Here is a 19,828-nt window from a genome sequence, read left to right on the forward strand (position 1 = left end):
GATGTGCGAATGGTAGCCGCCGCCGGTGCTAAAGACAAGGGCGGATTGATTTGTGGCCGAACTCGCTGTACATACCCACGTTAGCCCGCCGCATACCAATCCGTCGCAAGGAAAAGCCATGCCTCAGACTGAAGATCTCGACAGCCTTCTCGCCGGTATCCGCGCCACCTTTGACGTGGAATTCGAACTGTTGCAGGTGGACGACAGCGCCCTGGAGGTGCTGACCATCCGCAATATGCAAGCTCATCTGGACGGCCTGCTGCAACGCAAGGCCATCCGCGACCCCCTCAAGGATCTGCCTCTCTGGGCCAAGATCTGGCCGGGTTCCTTTGTGCTGGGCCGCCTGCTGCGCAAATACGAGCCCGAGGGCAAAAGCCTGCTGGAACTGGGCGCGGGCTGCGGCATCCTCAGCATGGTGGCCGCGCGTTACGGCTTCGCGCGCATTGTCCTCAGCGACATTGTGGAGGACGCCCTGCGCTTCGCCAAGGCCAATGTGCTGCGCAACAATCTTCAGGACCGGGTGGAAGTCCGCCGGGTGGACGTGACCACGCCGGGCCGCGACCCGCGCTTCAGCGAAGGCTTCGACCTTATGGCGGCCTCGGAGATCCTCTATCTGGACGATCTGCACCGGCCTTTGCTTAAATTCGTGGACCGGCACCTGGCCCCCGGCGGCAAGGCCCTGTTCTGCACGGATCTGGCCCGGGCCAAGCCCCATTTCGCCAAGCTGGCGGCCAAATCCTTCAAGCTCACGGAAGGACGCATCGGCGTCAAAAGCCGGGACGAGGACGGCGAGGAACAGCGACGCATCTACAGCATTCTGATTCTGGAGCGGGCATGAACGAATCCCTGCCGATCATCCGTCTGCGTCCCTGCCCCAAGGGGTACACCAGGGATCTGGACAAAGCCGTCAGTCCGGAGCGGACCATCGCCCGCGTGCGGGACCGTCTGGCCGCCGCGAACCTGGACATCCTGGCGGAAACCCGCCGGGTGGATGTGGGCCGTCTGGGCATCCCGGTCTATCTCAGCGTCTGCGGCGCTGACGCCCGCGAGATCATGCCCACGCGCAAGCAGATGGGCAAAGGTTCCTCGGCGGAGCAGGCCCAGGCCTCGGCCCTGATGGAGCTCATGGAACGCTTCGCCTTTTTCAGTTTCTGGCGGGAGCGCCCGCATATGGCGCGCGCCACCTGGAGCGAGGCCGAGGCCCGCTTCGGAGACGCCTTGCTGCCCCTGGAAGCCATGCTGCGCTCCGTGGACGACCGGCTCCCCCCGGAACAGGCCCGGCGCGTGCTGGACCTGACGCCCTGGCAGTTCTACCCGGCCACCCATCTGCTGAGCGGCCGCACGGTCTGGCTGCCTCTGGACTGGTTCAAGCTGCTCAGTGAATTCAACGGCACCTCGGCGGGCAACAGCAACGAGGAATCCCTGTTGCAGGGCCTGAGCGAACTGGTGGAGCGGCACGTCTGCTGCCGCGCAGACCGTGAACGCCCGCAAACGCCGACCATTGACCCGGCCGGCTGTAACGACCCGGTTTTGCGGGAACTGCTGGCCGCCTTCGAGCGCGAGGGCGTGCGGCTGATCCTCAAGGATTTTTCCCTGGGCATGCCCCTGCCTACAGTGGCGGCGCTGGCCTGGGATCCGGCCACGTTTCCCCAAAGCTCGGAAATCGTCTTTACGGCGGGCACTGCGGCTTCCCCGGCCAAGGCTGCCATCCGCGCCGTGACCGAGGTAGCCCAGTTGGCCGGAGATTTCTGCACCCAGGCCTGCTACGAAGCTTCGGGCCTGCCCAAATTCACCAGCCTGGAGCAGGCCGCCTGGCTGCTGGAAGGCCCGCTGACGCCGCTGGAGAGCCTGCCGCGCGTGGAGGCCAACGACATCCGCGACGAGCTGCTGGCCGCCCTGCGCGGTCTGGCCCCGCTGGAAGTCTACGCGGTGGAGACCACCCACCCGGCTCTGGGCATACCAGCCCACTACTGCATCGCGCCGGGCCTGTCCTTCCGTGAACGGGACCGCAACCAGAGCCTGGGCCTGTTTGTGGGACGCAAACTGGCCGAGGAGGCTGACGCCGCGCAAGCCCTGGCCGGACTGGCAGTGCTGGAAGAATGCTACCCGCAGGCGCATTTTCTGCCCTTTTTCCGGGGCATGCTGGCCCTGCGCGCGGAACAGTGGGACGCGGCGCACGATCTCTTCAGCACGGCCCAGCCCTTGCAGCCCGACAACGACGCCGCCGCTCTGGCCGCCTTTTACGCCGGTTATGCGGACACCTTGCAGGGCCGCTGGCAGGAGGCCCTGCCGGCCCTGGCCCGCGCCGTGGAACTCTGCCCGGAAATGAAGGAATACGGCAACCTGCTGGGCGTGGCCCGCTTCAAGACCGGCCGTTACGCCCAAGCCGCCGAAGCCTTTTCGGCGGTGCTCAGGGTGGACAAGGGTTCGGCTCTGGATCTGGCCAATCTGGGCCTCTGCCAGAAATTTCTGGGCCAAAAGGAAGAAGCGGCCAGGCATTTACGCGCCGCTTTGGAGCTGGACCCCTCTCTGGATTTCGCCCGCAAGCATCTGGCGGAACTGGAAGACTGAGCGCCTTCAAATAGATCACCTTAAGATTAGAGTATGTTACGCTTGAAATGCTTGTTTACGGCGGGCAAAGCCCTCTTGCTCGCATTTCGCGGCAAGGAGTTGCGGACAACTCCTTGCAGAGCAGTTGATGCATTTCATGCGCGAACGACTCTAAAAACCGCTGAAGCCCAGAATATTGCGCGTTTTGATCACGCAGTCCACCGGTTCGCCCGGCGTCAGAGCGGCGGACGGCGGGCCGTCAAGCGTGATCTTTACGGGCAGGAAAAGCGCCGCGCCGCGAACTTCAGTCCCTTTGGCCTGTTGCGTCATGTTCCGCGTTGTTGCCCGCTCCTGTCCTTCCGGCAGGGGCTGGGGCGCGAGCACTTCGGCCACTGTGCCGTTCAGTCGCGCGCCGTCGGGCTTGAGCCGGATGTCACAGGCCTGTCCCGCCCTGATGGCCTCTCCGTCCGCCAGGGGAAAGTAAGCCTGTACCCAGTAGGCCTGGGCCGCGTCCGCGCCTTCCGGCAGAATCAGCAGCACGGGCTCGCCGCTCTGCACCTCCTGGCCGGGCGTGGCGCTGCCCTGCAATACGCGGCCGTTCACCGGCGCGTAGAGAACGCCGTCCGCCTGAACGGGCAGCGGCGCGGACGCGCGGGCGTTCCCCGGCGCGGCGTAGCGGTTGCGTGAAGCCAGTTGCTTGGCCCGCAGCATTTCGTCGCGAATCCGGCCCAATTCCTGACCCATGGCCGCGCGCATGCGGCTGACCTGCTCAAAATCCGCCTTGGCACTCTCCATGCGGGCGCGCGCCTCGGTTTCGGCCCGTTGCGCCGCCGCGTAGCGGCTTTTGCCCGCCGCGTGCTCCCCGCCCTGGCTGTCCAGAGAACGCAGATTGAGCTGAGCCCGCACATGCTCGGTGACGCGCTCTTCGCGCTGTCGCCGTTTGGCTTCTTCCTCGTGCCGGGCCTGGGCCAGGCGCGTCACCAGGTCCTTTTCCGCTTCCTGCGCCTGCCGGAGCCGCCCGGCCATTTCCGCCATATCCGGCGGCCGCAGGGAAGCCGCTTCCCGTCCGGCCTCGTTCAGGCGGCGGGCGTACCCGCCCGCATCCATACGGGCCACGGGCTGCCCCGCCGCGACCATATCACCTTCACGCACGTCCAGAGCTTCCAGCCGGGCCGAAAATTCCGGCGACACCGCGTAGACCATGCCGTCCAGCATGGCCCAGGCGCTGACCGCCCGTCCGCCGTCCAGCCACCACCAGCCAACGGCCAACAGAACGAACAGCACAGCCAGAGAGATGACAAGCCGCAACCGGCGAAGCAGCCCCCCCATCGGGGGCTTTTTCCGCGTGGGCATTTCCAGATACAGGGATTCCGCCATACATGCCTCGGCAGATCAAAATGTCAGAAAAACAGATCTGGAAAAAATATGCAGATATTGTACCAGCGTCGGGAAACCGCTCTTTACAAGCCCGGTCCGGACGCATACAAAGGCGAAGCTTCCAGGGCCGCGCGGAATGACGCTTCCGGCAACCATGCCCCGGAACAGGAGAAATCATGTCCCTCATGTTCATAGTGCGTTTCTGCGCCCTGCTCTGTCTGGGCGGCGTGTTGTCCGGCTGCGCCACCCGCCCCGTGACTGTGGTGGAAAAAGAGGAATTCGTCCAGATGGCCCGGCATATGCCCAAGGAACTCCAGGCCCGCCACCTGCTGGACAGCGAGGGCTCCTATGTGGCCCCCTTTTCCCTGGCAGGTTTCAGCGACTACGGCGACACGCTCTTTCGGAGGCTCTCGCCCTCCTTCATGTTCGGCGATTCGGGGCACGTCTATCTGGGGGAAAACTTTGCCGCCACCCTCCAGCCCGACAGCCGGGTCACGCGCCGTCCCAACGGCTTCAGCATCAACCATGCCACCCAGAAGCTGACCGTCACCATGGTGGCCATTGCCGACTGGAACAACGACGGCGAGGACGAGTGGATCGTCTCCTGCCTGGTGGAACCCAAGATGGGCGGGCGCACCCGCACCTATTACGTGCTCGTGCCGCCGCCGCGCGACGGGCGCGAAGCGCTCAAAGGCACGGTGGCCGCCGTGTGGGAGTGCTTCGGCCTGGCCTGCAATCTCTACGTGCGCAACAGCAAGGTCATTGAGCGGGCCGCCGCCGATCCCCTTCTGCCCGCCACCGAGATACAGGATGTGGTGCCCGGCCTGCAAACCGTCACCGAACCGCCGGAAAAAGCCCCTGCCGGTAAAAACGACGGCCTGGAAGAACGCAGTCTGTAACTCCACGTGACGCGTCGACGACGCGCTTTTCGGCCCGGATACGCCGCAGACCGACGTATCCGGGTTTTTCGCCCGCATTCTCCACTTGACGGGAAGACCCGGATTTATAACAACCTGCTCAGGCGCACGCCGGAGCAGCCCATTCAGCGCCTTTCACCTTCAGCCTCACCTGAGCCGCCATGAAATTTCTTTCGTCACAGATCACCCTGTTCATGCAACAGCACAGCGTACGCCGCAATATAGGCTTTTTGCTGCGCTTCTTCGCCATGCTGCTGGGTCTTATCATCGTCTACAGCATCCTTTTCCACTACATCATGCAGCATGAGGACCGCAGTTTTTCCTGGGTGACCGGCGTGTACTGGACGCTGACGGTCATGTCCACCCTGGGCTTCGGCGACATCACCTTCACCTCGGATCTGGGGCGGATTTTCTCCATCGTGGTGCTCATGTCCGGGGTGCTGCTGCTTCTGATCATGCTGCCCTTCACCTTCATCCAGTTTTTTTACGCTCCCTGGCTGGAGGCCCAGAGAAAAGGGCACACGCCCCGCTCCATCCCGGCGGACACCAAGGGGCACGTCATTGTGGTCAGCACCAGTCCCATTGCCCTCAACCTGGTGGACGATCTGAAAAATTACGGCGCTCGTTGCGTGCTGCTCTGCCACGACAGCCAGACCACCCTGGATATGCTGGACCAGGGCTATGAGGCGGTGGTGGGCGAACACGACTCCAGCGAGGTCTACCGCAACCTGCGCCTGCCCGAGGCCGCCATGCTGGTGGCTCTGGACAGCGATGTGCGCAACACCAACATCGTGTTCACCGCCCGCGACGTGGACGCCGGCGTGCCTATTGTGGCTGCGGCCCAGAGCGAGGACGCCATCGACATCCTGCAACTGGCGGGCTGCTCGAATGTCTTCCAGTTCCATAAATTGCTGGGCGAAGCCCTGGCCCGGCGCGTGCTCAACGCCCAGGCCCGCTCCAGCGTCGTCAGCCGCTACCACGAACTGGTGGTGGCCGAGGCGCCGGTCATGCGCACGCCGCTGGTGGGCAAATCCCTGCGCGAAAGCGGCCTGCGCAACGCCACCGGCGCCAATGTGGTGGGGCTGTGGGAGCGCGGCAAGTTCCTGCTTCCTGCCCCGGATACCGTGTTTACGGACACCATGGTCATGGTCATCGCCGGCGACTACCGCCAGATCGACGCCGTCAACCATCTGCTGGGCCCGTGTGACCCCGCCGGGGAGACCTGCAACGAAGCGCCGGTGGTTATTCTGGGCTGCGGACGGGTGGGTCTGGCGGCGGCCCGTCAACTGCACGCCAGCGGCCGTGATTACAGCATTGTGGACAAAAATCCCAAGCCCCGCGGCCTGAAAGATCACTTGGTCGTGGGCGACGCCGCCGATCTGGACGTGCTGGAAAAGGCGGGCATCCGCACGGCCCCCTCGGTGCTCATCACCACCCATGACGACGACACCAATATCTATCTGACCCTCTACTGCCGCCGCCTGCGCGAAGACATCCAGATCATCAGCCGCGCCACACTCGACCGCAACGTGGGCATTCTGCACGCGGCCGGGGCGGACCTGGTGCTCTCCTTGGCCTCCATGGTCACCAACAGCATCATCAACCTGCTGGCGCCCGGCAAAGTGCTGATGATCAACGAGGGACTGAACATTTTCCGCAGCGCCGTGGGCAAAAGCCTTGCCGGCAAGCAGCTCATGGGCAGCGGCATCCGCAGCCGGACCCATTGCAGCGTCGTGGCCCTGCGCGACGCCGAGGGCGCAATGCACATCAACCCCGACCCCAACCATGTTTTCGCGGAAGGCGAAGAAATGTACATCATCGGGGATTCCCAGGCGGAAAAGGCCTTTTACGAAAAGTTCGGCCAAGATAGCGCATTGACGGACTGAACGCCAGAAGGCGCGCGACGACACAGGGCGGCTCCATAGAATGCGGGGCCGCCCCGTTGCGTAAGAAAAAAATTTTCCGCGCTAAAAAATACGCGCCTCCTCCAGTGGCGTCGTCAGCGCCTCCAGCGCGCGTTCCACCTTTTCCCGCCTGAGCTTCTGTTCCGAAACCGGGTCCAGCGCCGGATTGCCCAGCGGATGGGGAATGCCCACGCCCGGCACCACCCGCATGACGCCGATGGCCTGGGCGATGGAAGTGATGGTGCAGATCTGCGCCGTGGGAATGCCGACCCGTTCCAATTCCTTGGTGATCGTTGCGCCGCAACGAGTGCCCGTGCCTCAAGTGGAGGTAAGGATCACCCCCTGCACCTTGTCCTGTTTCAAGGCTGCGGCAATGGCCGCGCCGAAAGCCCGGCTGTTCTCGAACGATGTGCCGTTGCCCGTGGTGCTGTAAACATAGTCGGCCATCTCCCCCACCCGGCCCTCGCGCGTCAGGGCGCGCAGGGCGTCCACCGGCACGAGCCGGTTGGGATCCGCATTGACGAAGGCGTTGTTGTAGCCGCCGTGGACCGTCTGAAAATCCATGCCGCTCAGGGATTCCACGCCATGGAGTTCATAGCGCAGGTATTTCCCGGCGCGCGAGGATTCCAACTGGTCCGGATTGCCTGTGGGCACAAAGCCGCCCTCGGTGACCAGCGCGATGCGCGCCCGCGCCATGTCCCGCACGGGCGGCGCGGGCGGCACATAATCAAAAACGGGCATGGGCAACTCGGTTGTGATTTCCCCGCCCGCCAGCAGGGTCAGCAGCATGTCCACGGCCCGCACCGCGCCGCTACGCGCCGCCCGGACATTTTCCCGAATGCCCGAGGGCAGATAGCCGTCCGCCTCGGGGCTGGTGGGTTCGCCCGCCACGCGCTTGCGCAGCAGGGCCGACATGGCCCGCACCGCGTCGCGCATACCCGCCGCCGACGGTCCGGCTTTAACGATCAGCACGTCCCGGCGGTAGAGATCCACGCCCGGATTTTCCGGATACATGGCCGTGACGGCCGGAATGCGCAGTTCCTCCTGCACGGCCTTGCATACCGCGCCGCAGGCCGGGCCGTAACGCCCGGCATTGAAAGCCGGACCGGCGATGAGCAGATCGGGTTGCAGCGAACGGATCATGGGCAGTAGCTCGCCGACGGCCTGTTCCGTATGCTCGGCCATATAATTGTCGCCGCAGATCACGCTGCCCACAATGACGCCGAGGTCGGCCAGCTCTTTGGCAAAGGCCACGCCCGGACCGCATGGTCCCTGTTTAAGCAGCGGACCCATACCGCCCTTTTCCTCGCCGCCCTCCTGTCCGAAAAACTGATTGAGATAGTGCACGATGCGCAACATGTCCTCTCCTCCGTGCGTCCGCCGCTAGCGGGCTTTGGCCTGCAGCGCGTACGCGCCCAACTGGTTGGTGGCCGTGTACATGCGCCCCAGCGCGGAGGAAAAAGCCGCGGCCGCGTCGGGCACATTGGTCAGGCTTGCGCCGCCGCACAGCACATCCACGGCGGGCAGGGAAATCACCTGGTCGTTGTTGCCGGTGCTGACCACGGCCACGGCCTCGGGCGTGGTATCCACCAGGGACGGCTGGTCGCCGTCGGCTCCGGCCAGTTCGTTGATCAGCATGACGCTGACGATGCCCCTCTCCTTGCATGCTTTGGCGGCGAGCATCAGATCCGTGTCGGCATGGCCGCCGCCCTCCTGGGTCATCACCACGCCTTGCGCGCCGAGTTGCCGCGCCAGCTTGGCGGCAAAATCCGCACTGCGTTTTTTATCCGTCAGGGTGCTGTTTTCATTGGCCACAATCACCCCCACAAAATTGCAGCTCACGCCGTGCCGGGCATACAGCTCACGCACCACGGGATTATTGGCGTGCAGGAAACTGGGATTTTTCTGACAGGCGATGATGTAATTGCCGCTGACAATGGCCCCGTCCAGCACCTCATTGGGATGCAGCAGGGTGGGAAGCAGATTTCTGGCCTCCAGGCCGTAGACATAGGTATTGCGCAGCGGCCCCTGCGATTGCAGATAATAGATGTAGGCAACCTTGGGCAGGGCCGGGTCCACGGGCCGGTCCGCATCAAAAACGTCGACCTCATCCGGAACGGCGTCTCTGGCGGCCTCGCCCAGATACAGCGCGGCCCGCGCCAGAGCACGGCGGGTGACCTCGTCAAAGACGGCATTGCTCACGTCCGGCGGCGGCAGGCATTCCAGCACCACGTTGCACTGTCTGCTGAACAGGGAATAGGCCGCGCCGGGGCCGCTCATGTCCACAATGCCTTCCTGGATGCCCTGACGCTTGCCGGTCTGCATGACGCACACGCCGTCCAGCACATGAGTGCGGCCCTGCCCGGCCATGTGCATCTCCCCGATGGCTCCCGGATAGGGGCTTGTGCCGCCGCCGATCTTGCAACGGGGCTGCATGGCGTCCATGATCCCGATGATCCGCGCCGACTGCCCGGGCCGGACCAGGCTGACCCGCTTTTCCGCAAAAAATCCCTCGGGGTCCACAGCGGCCAGCAGTTCTTCCCTGTCGATGCTCAGGGTCCGGCCTGTCAGGGTCGTTTCGGCACCGGAAACAACATCTTCCACTTTGATTCGCGCGAGTTCCAGACGCATGTTCGGCTCCTTGCTATACCGCCGCTCGCCGGGGCCGTCTCTACAGCACGCCCACCCAGCGCCAGTACGTGGCGGAGAAAAGTATCATGACCAGGATGGCGATCAGGCAGAGCGGTACCCCCACCCTGGCCATTTCACGGGCCGAAAAGGTATTGGTGGAATAGGCCACCATGGACATGGGCGTATTGACCGGCAGCAACAGCGAGAACTGGATGGTGTAATACAGAATCATGGACAGGCCCCAGACGCTCAGGCCGGCGGATTCCGGCAGAGCCTGGGCAAAGCCGATCACCGTGGGCACCAGGGCCGCCACCGCCGCCGAGCGGGCGGAAAACGCCAGGGCGAAAACGCCGAAGAACAGCGCCGCCACGCCGATGATCAATAACGGCGGCCAAGCGCCCATGCCCAGACGGGCCAGGGTGTTCTGGGCCACCCAGGCCGCCGCGCCCGAGGAGAGCAGCGCCTGCCCCAGGGAAATGGCCGCGCCGAAGAGCATCAGCGTTCCCCAGTTGACCACGTTGACCATTTCCTTCCAGGTGCTTACGGCCACGCCCGGCAGAAACATGGCGCACACCGCGCAGAGCGCGACCGTGCTGCTGTCCAGGGGGTGCAGCTTCTTGCCTGTGGCCCAGAGCAGAATGGTGCAGCACATGATGATCAGAAGATTACGTTCCCTGACGCTCAGCGGGCCGAGCTTGGCGAGCTCCTGCCGGATGGTCTCCCGGCCGCTGCGTATTTCCGCCTTGCCCACAGGGAAAAACAGCTCCACCAGGCCCAGCAGCACCAAGCCCATGACCAGGGCGAAGGGCAGGCCGTAGCTCAGCCATTCCAGCCAGGAAATCTGATGGCCCGTGGCTTGGGCGATAAAGGCGGCGGTCTGGATGGGCGGCGCGCCCGAGGTCAGCACGCCCATGCCCGCCAGCCCCGTGCCGAAGGCCACGATCAGCAGCATGCCCTTGGCCAGATTGTCCTCGCGCCGGATCTTGAACACGTCGATCAGGCCCACGCACACGGCGGTCATCAGCGCGGCGTTGGCGGCCTGAGCAGGGATGAACAGGGTCAGCACGAAGCACATCAGCAGAATGCCCAGGCGCACCTGACGCGGCCTGGCCCCCATGCGGGAAAGAATGAGCAGGCCGATACGCTGGCCCAGGCCGCTCTTCTGGATGGCGGCGGCCAGAAAAAGCGCGGCCACCACCAGAATCCAGGCCCCGGACTTGAAGCCGTTCAGGGACATGCCCAACGCCTTGCCCGTGCCCGACATCTGCCCTGTGGACGGGTCCACGGCAAAGGCCGTGAACAGCGTCATGGAGACAATCAGAAAAAAGGAGCTGACGGAATAGGACACGGCCTCGGTAACCCAGATGAGCACCATGAACAGCAATGTACTCAAAATACCGTGCCCCTGCGGCGTCAGGGCCGTACCAAAATCCAGAGAGTGGAAGACCAGGGCGCAGAGCAACGCCAGAACAATTTTGCACAGATTGCGCAGGCCCGGAATCTTGATCTTGCCCGGAGCAGCCTGCGGCTGAATCGCGTTGCCCGGATTCTGTGACGCATTCATAATCCTTCCCCCGTTGTTACGGCCAGGGCGCGAACCTCCCGCATCCGTTTCCGGATGGAGTCCGCATCCAGTTTGGCGGCATAGCCTCCGATATATTGCGCGTAGACGGCGCGCGGCACGGCTTGCAGCACTTCCGGCTCCACCAGATGGTATACTTCCAGAAAATAGTTGCTGCCGGTCAGCAAACCGACCATGGACGGATCGCCCAATGTGACGGTTTCGGCCTGAATCTGGCTGCTTTCCGCGTCCGGACAGCCCAGCAACACAAGAATATCCTCTCTGCCGTGGCGCTCAATGAGCTTTGCGATTTTCCATTGATCTTCCAGATCCATGGCTCCGGCTGTCATTCAGACGAAGAACTGATTGGCCACGAAGATGACTTCCCCGCCGCAGGCTTCGGCCGCCCGCCGCGCCGCTTCAGCGGGGATGCCGTCCACCGCGCCGATGATAATGACTTTTCTGCCCTGAATGCCGCGCATGGCTTCCTCCATTTGCAACGCGTGTCCTGTGGGCCGCGCAGCAGTGAAATAAAAAGCAAGTTATATGCCAGCGTCGCGGCCATCTTTCCGCCATGGCATGGACATCCCGGCTTTCGCCCCATTTTGCGCGCCGCCCGTGCCGCGCTTCGCCGCGAGAGGAAGCGAAAACCGGGACGGTAAAAAGCCTTGCAAACGATTCCGGGCGGTGTATGCTGGAAAAAAATTCTTAAAAAAAATACAAAACTCAGCATTATTTTATTAATATATTATAATTATTATAATTAATTTTGTTTTAAATATATTACAAAATCTTAAAAATGAGACACTTTATGCCGGATACGGAGTTTTCACCTTCGCACACCGTGCTGGACGCGTTTGAAGACGCCTTCCTTCTGCTGGATTCCAGCGGCAGACCGCTGTACGCCAATCAGGCCGCTGAAAAACTGTTTGATCTCGCCAAAGGACGGCGAAAATCCGCGCTGCGGCAACTGATCAAAGAATTGGAACCTGCAAGCATTTTCCAGATCCGGGACAGCGCGGCTGTCCAGCAGCGGAAGATCGTCCTGGAGGAACGGATTTTTCTGGTCAGAGCACAACTGGGGGGCCAGCTTGGGACGCGGTTTGAGATAGAGACGGGAGCGCATTGCGGGCAAACCCGTCTGGCGGTCATTCTGCGGGACATCACGGACCTGCGTCAGCTGGCCGCCGACTACAGCGCAAGCGCCACACAGCTTGCGCGCATGACGGCCGCTCTGAGACAGATGGATTCCGGCCTGCTGGTCACGGACGCCTGGGGCCGGATCGTCTTTTTCAATCCGGCTCTGGAGGCCCTGCTGCCGCCCGCCGCACTGGTCCGGGCCCAGGGGGCCAGGGCCGCGGATATTTTCGCCTTTATGGACGACTTTTCCCAAGGTACGGCTCAGGAAAAACTGCGCGCTCTCCAGCCTCTCCTGCCCCCTCCCGGTCAAGCGCCCACTGACGGCACGACGCCCCTGGCCGTGACCCGGCGGCCGCTCATGTATTGCAACGGCTGCCACGACGCGCTCTATATCTTTGAAGCCGCGCCCTCCGATGAGGACGCATCCGGCGTCATCCCCGCGCCTTCCGCCGCGCCCGGAACCATCGCCTCCTCCCCGCCGACGGCGGCGCGCGCCAAAGCGGAAGAGGAACGCAATACCGGCGGCGCGCAATACGCCCTGTCGGACTTTGTGGGTCAGAGCCGGGAAATCCTGCGACTCAAGGAAATGATCAGAAAAGTGGCCCGCACCTCGTCCACAGTGCTGATCCAGAGTGAAAGCGGCACGGGCAAGGAGCTGTTGGCCCATTCCCTGCACGCCCTGAGCAAGCGGTCACATGCGCCCTTCATCAAGCTGAACTGCGCCAGCCTGCCGGAAAGCCTGTTGGAATCGGAAATTTTCGGTTACGAGGCCGGCGCGTTTACCGGGGCCAAGAAAGGCGGACACGCGGGGCGTTTTGAGCAGGCCCACGGCGGCACCATTTTTCTGGACGAAATCGGCGAGATGTCGCTGCCGCTTCAGGCCAAGCTTTTGCGAATCATTCAGGAGCGGGAGGTGCAGCGTCTGGGCGGCCAGAGCACCCGGCGGGTGGACGTGCGGATCATCTGCGCCACCAACTGCGACCTGTCGGCCCAGATGCGGCTCCAGCTGTTCCGCAGCGATCTTTATTACCGGCTCAGCGTGGTTTCCATCAGCATTCCGCCGCTGCGGGAACACAAGGAAGACATCAAATCTCTGGTGATCCACTTTCTCCGGCACTATTCCCGGCTTTTTCAGAGGCGGGTCAAAGGCGTGTCCAAGGATGTCTACAATGCCTTCATGCTCTACGACTGGCCGGGCAACGTGCGCGAATTCGCCAACGTCATCGAATACGCCTTCAACATCCTGGAGGGGGATCTGATCGAGATGGAGCATTTGCCGTCCCAGCTCCTGCATCAGGCTGACGCTGAGCTGAAAAGTTCCGGAAACATGGATGCGCTGCTGCGGGCCTACAGCGTCCGCTTGGTGGAGCATGCCCTGGAACGCTGCAAAGGGCATAAATCAGCGGCGGCCAAGGCACTCGGCATTTCGCGGGCCACGCTCTACCGCCTGCTGGCTCAGGACAGGCCGTAAGCGAAACAAACGCAAAAAGCGGGAAGGCCCCGAAGCCTTCCCGCTTTTTGCGACAGACGTCAGTGGAACGGTTCAGGCCTGTTCGAGGGCCTGGGCGAGATCCGCCAGAATGTCGTCCAGATTCTCCAGGCCCACGGAAAGACGCACCATGCCGGGCGTGATGCCCGCCTCCCGCAGTTGCTCGTCGCTCAGCTGGCGGTGTGTGGAGCTTGCCGGATGCAGGACGCAGGTGCGGATGTCCGCCACATGCACCTGAAGGGAAATCATTTTCAGACTGTCGATGAAACGCGCGCCGGCCTCGCGCCCGCCCTTGAGCGAAAAGGAGACCACGCCGCTGCATCCCTTGGGAAGGTATGTATCGGCCAGGGCCTTGTTGGGATTGCCGGGCAGGCGGGGATAATTGACCGATTCCACCTTGGCGTGTCCGGCAAGATAGTCGGCCGCGGCCGCGGCGTTGCGGCAGTGCCGCTCCATGCGCAGGGGCAGCGTTTCCAATCCCTGATTGATGTAAAACGCGCCCTGCGGGCTCTGGCAGCAGCCCATGTCGCGCATGAGCTGCGCGCGGGCCTTGACGATATAGGCGGCCCTGCCGAACGTTTCGCTGTAAATGAGGCCGTGGTACGAAGGATCGGGTTCGGTGAATTCCGGAAACTTGCCCGACGTCCAGTCAAAATTGCCGCTGTCCACAATGACGCCGCCCATCTGCAGGGCGTGCCCGTCCATATATTTGGTGGTGGAGTGCACAACGATGTCCGCGCCGAACTCAAAGGGACGGCAGAGCACGGGCGTGGCGAAGGTATTGTCCACGATCAGCGGCAGGCGGTGCCGGTGGGCCAGCCGGGCAAAACGCGCGATATCCAGCACATCCATGGAGGGATTGGTCAGGGTTTCGCCGAACACCGCCCTGGTGTTGGGCCGGAAGGCCTTTTCCAGTTCTTCGTCGGAAGCTGTCTGGTCCACAAAGGTCACCTCAATGCCCAGCTTTTTCAGGGTGACGGCGAAGAGATTGAAGGTGCCGCCGTAAATGCTGGAGGCGCTGACCAGATGCTCGCCGCTCTGGGCCAGATTGAGCACGGCCAGCATGCTGGCGGCCTGCCCCGAGGAAGTGCACAGGGCCCCCACCCCGCCTTCCAGTGCGGCGATCTTCTGCTCCACGGCATCCACGGTGGGGTTGCCCAGGCGCGTGTAGAAAAAGCCCGCTTCGGCCAGGTCAAACAGTTTGGCCACTTCGGCGGTGGAGGCATATTTAAAGGTTGTGCTCTGGGCGATGGGCAGAACGCGCGGCTGTCCGTTTTCAGGACTGTAACCGGCGTGCAGGCAAAGGGATTCCAGTTTCATGGCGATATGTTCCTCGGAGTAAGCTGAATGTGCCGCGCATCCGCACAACAGGAATGCGGAACCGCTTTGCGACACAATGGCGACCCGCCGTCGGACTCGTGCCGCGCAGGCAACGCGCGGCGAAAAGTTATCCCATGCGCCCAGGCAAGGCAAGCACCCGCCCCTCAACGCCTTGTGACGGCGCGCGCAAACGACAACAAAAAAAAATCCTCCCTATTGACCCTTCATCTTTCAGGGTATACTCTTAATGACAAATGGTGGCCGTCTCCGTTGTGCGAGAGACCGGACAGGGCAATGTTTCCGTGAGCCGCCGCGCTGGAAGATGGCATGCCATCCGAAAGTTATTGCTGACATCCCGCACGGACAGCCGCCGCGGGCGCATCGGGCTTCATGCCCCGGACGCGCGCCCCTCTCATTGTGGCGGAATATCTGCTCAGTGCGCAGCAACCGGAGACTCTGTGGCGGAGTTTCCTTCAGCCTTTTACTCACCTTTGCCAGGAGGCTATTATGCGTATTGCCGTGGGTCTGGGCAAACAAAGCGGAGAGGAGCGTTTAGAACGCCAGGGCATCAGCCGCCGCGATTTCATGAAATTCTGCACGGCGGTGGCGGTGACCATGGGCATGGGCCCGGCCTTCGCCTCGGATGTGGCCGCGGCTCTGACAGGCCGCCGTCCTTCGGTGGTCTATTTGCACGCCGCCGAATGCACGGGCTGTTCCGAAGCGCTGCTGCGCACCTACAAACCTTTCATCGACAGCCTGATCCTGGATACCATTTCCCTGGATTACCATGAAACCATCATGGCCGCCGCCGGCGAAGCCGCTGAAGACGCCCTGCAGCAGGCCGTCAACGGCCCCGACGGCTTCATCTGCGTGGTGGAAGGGGCCATTCCCACGGCCATGGAAGGCAAATACGGCTACATCAGCGGCCACACCATGTATGACATCTGTAAAGGCATTCTGCCCAAGGCCAAGGCTGTGGTCAGCATGGGCACCTGCGCCTGCTACGGCGGCGTGCAGGCCGCCAAACCCAATCCCACGGCGGCCAAGGGCGTCAACGACGCCTACGGTGATCTGGGCGTCAAGGCCATCAACATCGCCGGCTGTCCGCCCAACCCGCTCAATCTGGTGGGCACCCTCGTGGCCTTCCTGAAGGGCCAGAAAATCGAGCTGGACGAACTGGGTCGCCCGACCATGTTCTACGGCCAGAGCGTGCATGACCTGTGCGAACGCCGCAAACATTTCGACGCCGGCGAATTCGCGCCCTCCTTCAATTCCGAGGAAGCCCGCAAGGGCTGGTGTCTGTATGAAGTGGGCTGCAAGGGTCCGCAGACATACAACAACTGTCCCAAGGCTCTGTTCAATCAGACCAACTGGCCGGTGGGCGCCGGGCATCCCTGCATCGGTTGCAGCGAGCCCGGCTTCTGGGACGAAATGACGCCGTTCTACCAGAACTAGGGGGGAAGTTATGAGTGAAGTCATCAAAGCGCCCCAGAGCGATTACACCGGCCCGGTGGTGGTGGATCCGCTGACCCGTATTGAGGGGCATCTGCGTATTGAAGTGGAAGTGGAAAAGGGCAAGATCAAGGAAGCCCGCAGCTGCGGCACCCTGTTCCGTGGCCTGGAACTCATTCTCAAAGGCCGCGACCCGCGCGACGCCCAGCATTTTACCCAGCGCACCTGCGGCGTCTGTACCTATACGCACGCCCTGGCCTCGACCCGCGCCCTGGAAGACGCCATCAACAAGCCTATTCCGGCTAACGCCACCTATCTGCGCAACCTGGTGCTGGGCATGCAGTTCCTGCATGACCACCTGGTGCATTTCTATGCCCTGCACGCCTTGGACTTTGTGGATGTGACCAATGCCCTGAAGGCGGACCCGGCCAAAGCGGCCAGCGTGGCCACCTCCATTTCCGCGCGCAAGGTCACGGCCGACGATTACAGGGCCGTCCAGTCCAAACTCAAAACCTTTGTGGACAGCGGCCAGCTTGGTCCCTTTACCAACGCCTATTTCCTGGGCGGGCATCCGGCCTACACCCTGAGCCCGGAAGTCAACCTGATCGCCACGGCCGACTACCTGCAGGCCCTGCGCGTCCAGGTGGAAGCGGCGCGGGCCATGGCCGTCTTCGGGGCCAAAAACCCGCACACCCAGTTTACCGTGGGCGGCGGCGTAACCTGCTACGATGCCCTGACCCCTGAGCGGATCAAGGAATTCAAGGAACTTTACAAGAAAACCCGCGCTTTTATCGAGAATTACTACATCCCGGATCTGCTCGCCGTGGCCGCCAATTACAAAGAATGCGCCACCTACGGCGGTACGCACAACTTCATGGCTTTCGGCGAGTTCCCGGCTGCGGGCGGCGAACGCGACCTGCAGAAACGCTGGTTCAAGCCGGGCGTCATTCTGGACCGCAAAATCGGCAATCCTCAGGGCTTCGATCCCTCCAAGATCGAGGAACACGTCCGCCACAGCTGGTACGAAGGTGACAAGGCTCTGCCGCCCTATCAGGGCGAAACCAAGCCCGCCTTCACCAAGATGGGCGATACGGACCGCTATTCCTGGCTCAAGGCGCCGCGTTATGACGGCATCTCCATGGAAACCGGCCCGTTGGCCCAGGTGCTGGTGGCCTACACCCAGAACCACAAGACCGTGAAGCCGCTGGTGGATCATGTGCTCAAGACCCTGAACGTGGGCCCCGAAGCCCTCTTCTCCACCTTGGGCCGCACCGCCGCGCGCGGTATCGAAACCCTGGCCATTGCCCAGCAGATCGAAACCTGGCTGAACGAATACGAAGACAATATCACCAAAGACAAGCAGATCGTGGAGAACTACGACGCGCCCAAGGACGCCAAGGGCGTGGGCTTCGTCAACGCGCCGCGCGGCGGTCTATCCCACTGGCTGCGTACCGATGCGGACGCCAAGATCGCCAACTTCCAGCTTGTGGTGCCCACCACCTGGAACCTGGGACCGCGGGACGCCAAAAACGTGCCCGGCGCGGCCGAAGAAGCCCTGGCGGGCACGCCGGTGGCCGATCCCAAGCGCCCGGTGGAAATCCTGCGCGTCATCCACTCCTTCGATCCCTGCATCGCCTGCGCTGTGCATGTGATCGACGGAGAAACCAACGAAGTGCACAAGTTCAAGGTGCTGTAATTCGCAACAGCTGAAACAGAATGAAGCAAGGGGCGGGGATATTTCCCCGCCCTTTTTTGAAAATGCCGCTTCATGTTTTTTGTTTTTTACCGCGCCGGACCCATTCGGTGTGAAACGTATACTTGTCCGGAAACATTTCCGGCGTCCGCCTTGCGTCAGCCACTGCGGAGAAGGGGATTCAGTCTCATGCGAACGAATGAGGCCGTCAGCGCGGCACGGGTCTGTCCCTCATTAAAGTGCAAAAGCCCTTTGACTCAGCGCTTCTTTTAGCGCAGTTAACGCTTAAAATACACGTTTACGGCGGGCAAAGCTCGTCTACTTTTGTCGCAAGAATTCTTCCTTAAAATCTTTGCGGCGCACTTGAGACATTTGATGCGTGACCGGCCCTAACCTTTGCATCTTTCCCCAGCCGTCAGGAGGACGTGTGGACGACAAAAAAATACTGATTCTGGGCGTGGGCAACATCCTGCTGACGGATGAAGGCTTCGGCGTGCGGGCTGTGGAGTATCTGGAAACCCACTACCGCTGGCCCGAGCGGGTGCGCCTGATGGACGGCGGCACCCAGGGCCTGATGCTGATGCCGGAGCTTCTGGAATGTGACTTTCTGGTGGTGCTGGATGTGGTGCTGGGACCGGAAGCGCCGGGCACGGTCTATTTGCTGGAAGGCGAAGATCTGCGCAAAAGCCTGAGCTTCCGCGACTCCATGCACCAGACGGACCTGCTGGACACGCTGATCACCTGCCACCTGGCCGGACACAGACCCGAAGCTGTGATCATCGGCCTGCAACCCTTTGACTATAAAACCATGCAGGTGGGATTGAGTCCGCAGGCCCAAGCCCTGCTGCCGGAATTCTGCCGCAAGGCCGTGGAGGAAATGGCCCGGCGCGGCATCGTGGCCGAAGCCAGGACAGATCAATGCTGAAATGCGGGGGGGCAGAAGTGCGGTCAGCCGAAAAATGCCTTTACAGGGAACTCAGGCCCGGCAAAAGAAAAAGCCGCTGACCGCGGCCTAATCTTCGCCTTCGCCCTTTCCGCCCAACTCCGGCGGCAAGTGTTCCTCACTGAACAAGGCAAAGCCCGCTTCACGCAACAACCGGGCCCAGACGCCCTCGCCGGGACATAACGCACGGCTGAACGTGCCGTCATAAATCCGACCGAAACCGCAGGAAGGAGAACGACTTTTGAGGATGGCCGCCGTGCAGCCCCGGCTTTGTGCCGTGCGTAGGGCCAGTTGCGCGCCACGCAGAAAATCCTCTGTCAGATCCCGCCCGTCCCGGGAAAGCACGCTCCCTTCCGCCAGCTCACAGGGAAGCCGGGGAACCGGCAATCCTGCAAGACTTTCCGGACAGGCCGGGATAGCTCTCCCCTCTTCCACCAGACGGATCACCGCCGCGCAAGGGTTGCTGCCGCCGTCATAGCGGCAGGCCAGACCAGCCAGACAACCGCTGACCACATAACGTATCCGCGGGGCATCTGCCATCAGTGCTCCTTCGCCATCATACGCCGCTGCCGCATACCTTCGCGCACAGCCCGCCGCACGGCCTCTTCGGCCTCTTGGGTGGCAGGCACATTGGAGTAATACAATGCGCCGCTGTCCAGACCGTATTCCTCCTGTGCCGCGTCATAACGTTGCCAGGCGGGCGACAAAGCCACCAGACGCGGCGTCAGCACGGCAAAAAAAAACCACAGGGCCACGGCCAATCCGCCCATTTTCAAAAAATTGCGCACAACAGGCGACATGTCCCCCCCATTAAAAATGGGCCGCCGCGACAGAACACGGCGGCCCTTCTT

16 protein-coding genes are annotated in these 19,828 nt (G+C 62.4%); 8 read left to right on the top strand and 8 right to left on the bottom strand.

Translation table 11 applies throughout. The features are described from left to right. Nucleotides 1–118: 118 nt before the first annotated feature. Entirely contained in the window at nt 119–838 is a 720-nt protein-coding gene (locus FYJ44_RS00330; protein WP_154508185.1) for a class I SAM-dependent methyltransferase, read from the top strand. Next, nucleotides 835–2,571: a YcaO-like family protein gene (locus FYJ44_RS00335; RefSeq protein WP_154508186.1), complete on the top strand. Its 1,737-nt coding sequence runs from the start codon at nt 835–837 to the stop codon at nt 2,569–2,571. Before FYJ44_RS00330 ends, FYJ44_RS00335 begins: the two co-directional genes overlap by 4 nt. A 150-nt stretch (nt 2,572–2,721) precedes the next feature. Here the strand turns inward: FYJ44_RS00335 and FYJ44_RS00340 are convergent, their stop codons facing one another. Then, nucleotides 2,722–3,927: an HlyD family secretion protein gene (locus FYJ44_RS00340; RefSeq protein ID WP_154508187.1), complete on the bottom strand. Its 1,206-nt coding sequence runs from the start codon at nt 3,925–3,927 to the stop codon at nt 2,722–2,724. A 176-nt stretch (nt 3,928–4,103) separates the two neighbouring features. Between FYJ44_RS00340 and FYJ44_RS00345 the strand changes: the two genes are divergently transcribed. After that, on the top strand, nt 4,104–4,826 hold the full coding sequence (locus FYJ44_RS00345; RefSeq protein ID WP_229772426.1) for a hypothetical protein: 723 nt from the start codon (nt 4,104–4,106) through the stop codon (nt 4,824–4,826). Nucleotides 4,827–5,005: 179 nt separating this feature from the next. Then, nucleotides 5,006–6,730 carry a potassium channel family protein gene (locus tag FYJ44_RS00350; RefSeq protein WP_154508188.1) on the top strand — a complete coding sequence of 575 codons (1,725 nt, stop codon included), beginning with the start codon at nt 5,006–5,008 and terminating at the stop codon, nt 6,728–6,730. 81 nt (nt 6,731–6,811) lie between these two features. Here the strand turns inward: FYJ44_RS00350 and FYJ44_RS00355 are convergent, their stop codons facing one another. Genes FYJ44_RS00355 through grdA form a run of 4 tightly spaced genes read right to left on the bottom strand, consistent with a single transcriptional unit; the run spans nt 6,812 to nt 11,434 of the window. Next, nucleotides 6,812–8,107 carry a glycine/betaine/sarcosine/D-proline family reductase selenoprotein B gene (locus FYJ44_RS00355; protein WP_154508189.1) on the bottom strand — a complete coding sequence of 432 codons (1,296 nt, stop codon included), beginning with the start codon at nt 8,105–8,107 and terminating at the stop codon, nt 6,812–6,814. A 24-nt stretch (nt 8,108–8,131) separates the two neighbouring features. After that, complete coding sequence (locus tag FYJ44_RS00360; protein WP_154508190.1) at nt 8,132–9,379, bottom strand: glycine/sarcosine/betaine reductase component B subunit; 1,248 nt, start codon at nt 9,377–9,379, stop codon at nt 8,132–8,134. Between the two features lie 40 nt (nt 9,380–9,419). After that, the gene (locus tag FYJ44_RS00365; RefSeq protein WP_154508191.1) at nt 9,420–10,943 is read right to left on the bottom strand and encodes an SLC13 family permease; all 1,524 of its coding nucleotides are present in this window, start codon (nt 10,941–10,943) and stop codon (nt 9,420–9,422) included. After that, nucleotides 10,940–11,434, bottom strand: coding sequence for a glycine/sarcosine/betaine reductase complex selenoprotein A (gene grdA / locus FYJ44_RS00370; RefSeq protein ID WP_308579182.1), 495 nt, complete (start codon nt 11,432–11,434; stop codon nt 10,940–10,942). Before grdA ends, FYJ44_RS00365 begins: the two co-directional genes overlap by 4 nt. Before the next feature lie 317 nt (nt 11,435–11,751). Between grdA and FYJ44_RS00380 the strand changes: the two genes are divergently transcribed. Next, on the top strand, nt 11,752–13,551 hold the full coding sequence (locus tag FYJ44_RS00380; RefSeq protein WP_195840910.1) for a sigma 54-interacting transcriptional regulator: 1,800 nt from the start codon (nt 11,752–11,754) through the stop codon (nt 13,549–13,551). A 72-nt stretch (nt 13,552–13,623) separates the two neighbouring features. Here the strand turns inward: FYJ44_RS00380 and FYJ44_RS00385 are convergent, their stop codons facing one another. Then, nucleotides 13,624–14,889 (bottom strand): O-acetylhomoserine aminocarboxypropyltransferase/cysteine synthase family protein, encoded by a 1,266-nt coding sequence (locus FYJ44_RS00385; RefSeq protein WP_154508195.1) that lies wholly within the window; start codon nt 14,887–14,889, stop codon nt 13,624–13,626. A gap of 507 nt (nt 14,890–15,396) precedes the next feature. On the opposite strand from FYJ44_RS00385, the gene FYJ44_RS00390 reads away from it, so the two are divergent. From FYJ44_RS00390 to FYJ44_RS00400, 3 genes are all read left to right on the top strand, one after another. Further along, nucleotides 15,397–16,344, top strand: a complete 948-nt coding sequence (locus FYJ44_RS00390; RefSeq protein ID WP_154508196.1) for a hydrogenase small subunit — start codon at nt 15,397–15,399, stop codon at nt 16,342–16,344. A 10-nt stretch (nt 16,345–16,354) separates the two neighbouring features. Further along, complete coding sequence (locus tag FYJ44_RS00395) at nt 16,355–18,037, top strand: nickel-dependent hydrogenase large subunit (protein ID WP_154508197.1); 1,683 nt, start codon at nt 16,355–16,357, stop codon at nt 18,035–18,037. 424 nt (nt 18,038–18,461) lie between these two features. After that, nucleotides 18,462–18,959, top strand: coding sequence for a HyaD/HybD family hydrogenase maturation endopeptidase (locus tag FYJ44_RS00400; RefSeq protein ID WP_288956870.1), 498 nt, complete (start codon nt 18,462–18,464; stop codon nt 18,957–18,959). An 87-nt stretch (nt 18,960–19,046) separates the two neighbouring features. Here FYJ44_RS00400 and FYJ44_RS00405 read toward each other — a convergent pair whose 3' ends face one another. After that, entirely contained in the window at nt 19,047–19,517 is a 471-nt protein-coding gene (locus FYJ44_RS00405) for a 2-thiouracil desulfurase family protein (RefSeq protein ID WP_154508198.1), read from the bottom strand. After that, nucleotides 19,517–19,777, bottom strand: a complete 261-nt coding sequence (locus FYJ44_RS00410; protein ID WP_154508199.1) for a hypothetical protein — start codon at nt 19,775–19,777, stop codon at nt 19,517–19,519. The genes FYJ44_RS00405 and FYJ44_RS00410 overlap by 1 nt, the downstream gene beginning before the upstream one ends. Nucleotides 19,778–19,828 lie beyond the last annotated feature (51 nt).

Source organism: Desulfovibrio porci (genome assembly GCF_009696265.1).
Taxonomy (GTDB): Bacteria; Desulfobacterota; Desulfovibrionia; order Desulfovibrionales; family Desulfovibrionaceae; genus Desulfovibrio; species Desulfovibrio porci.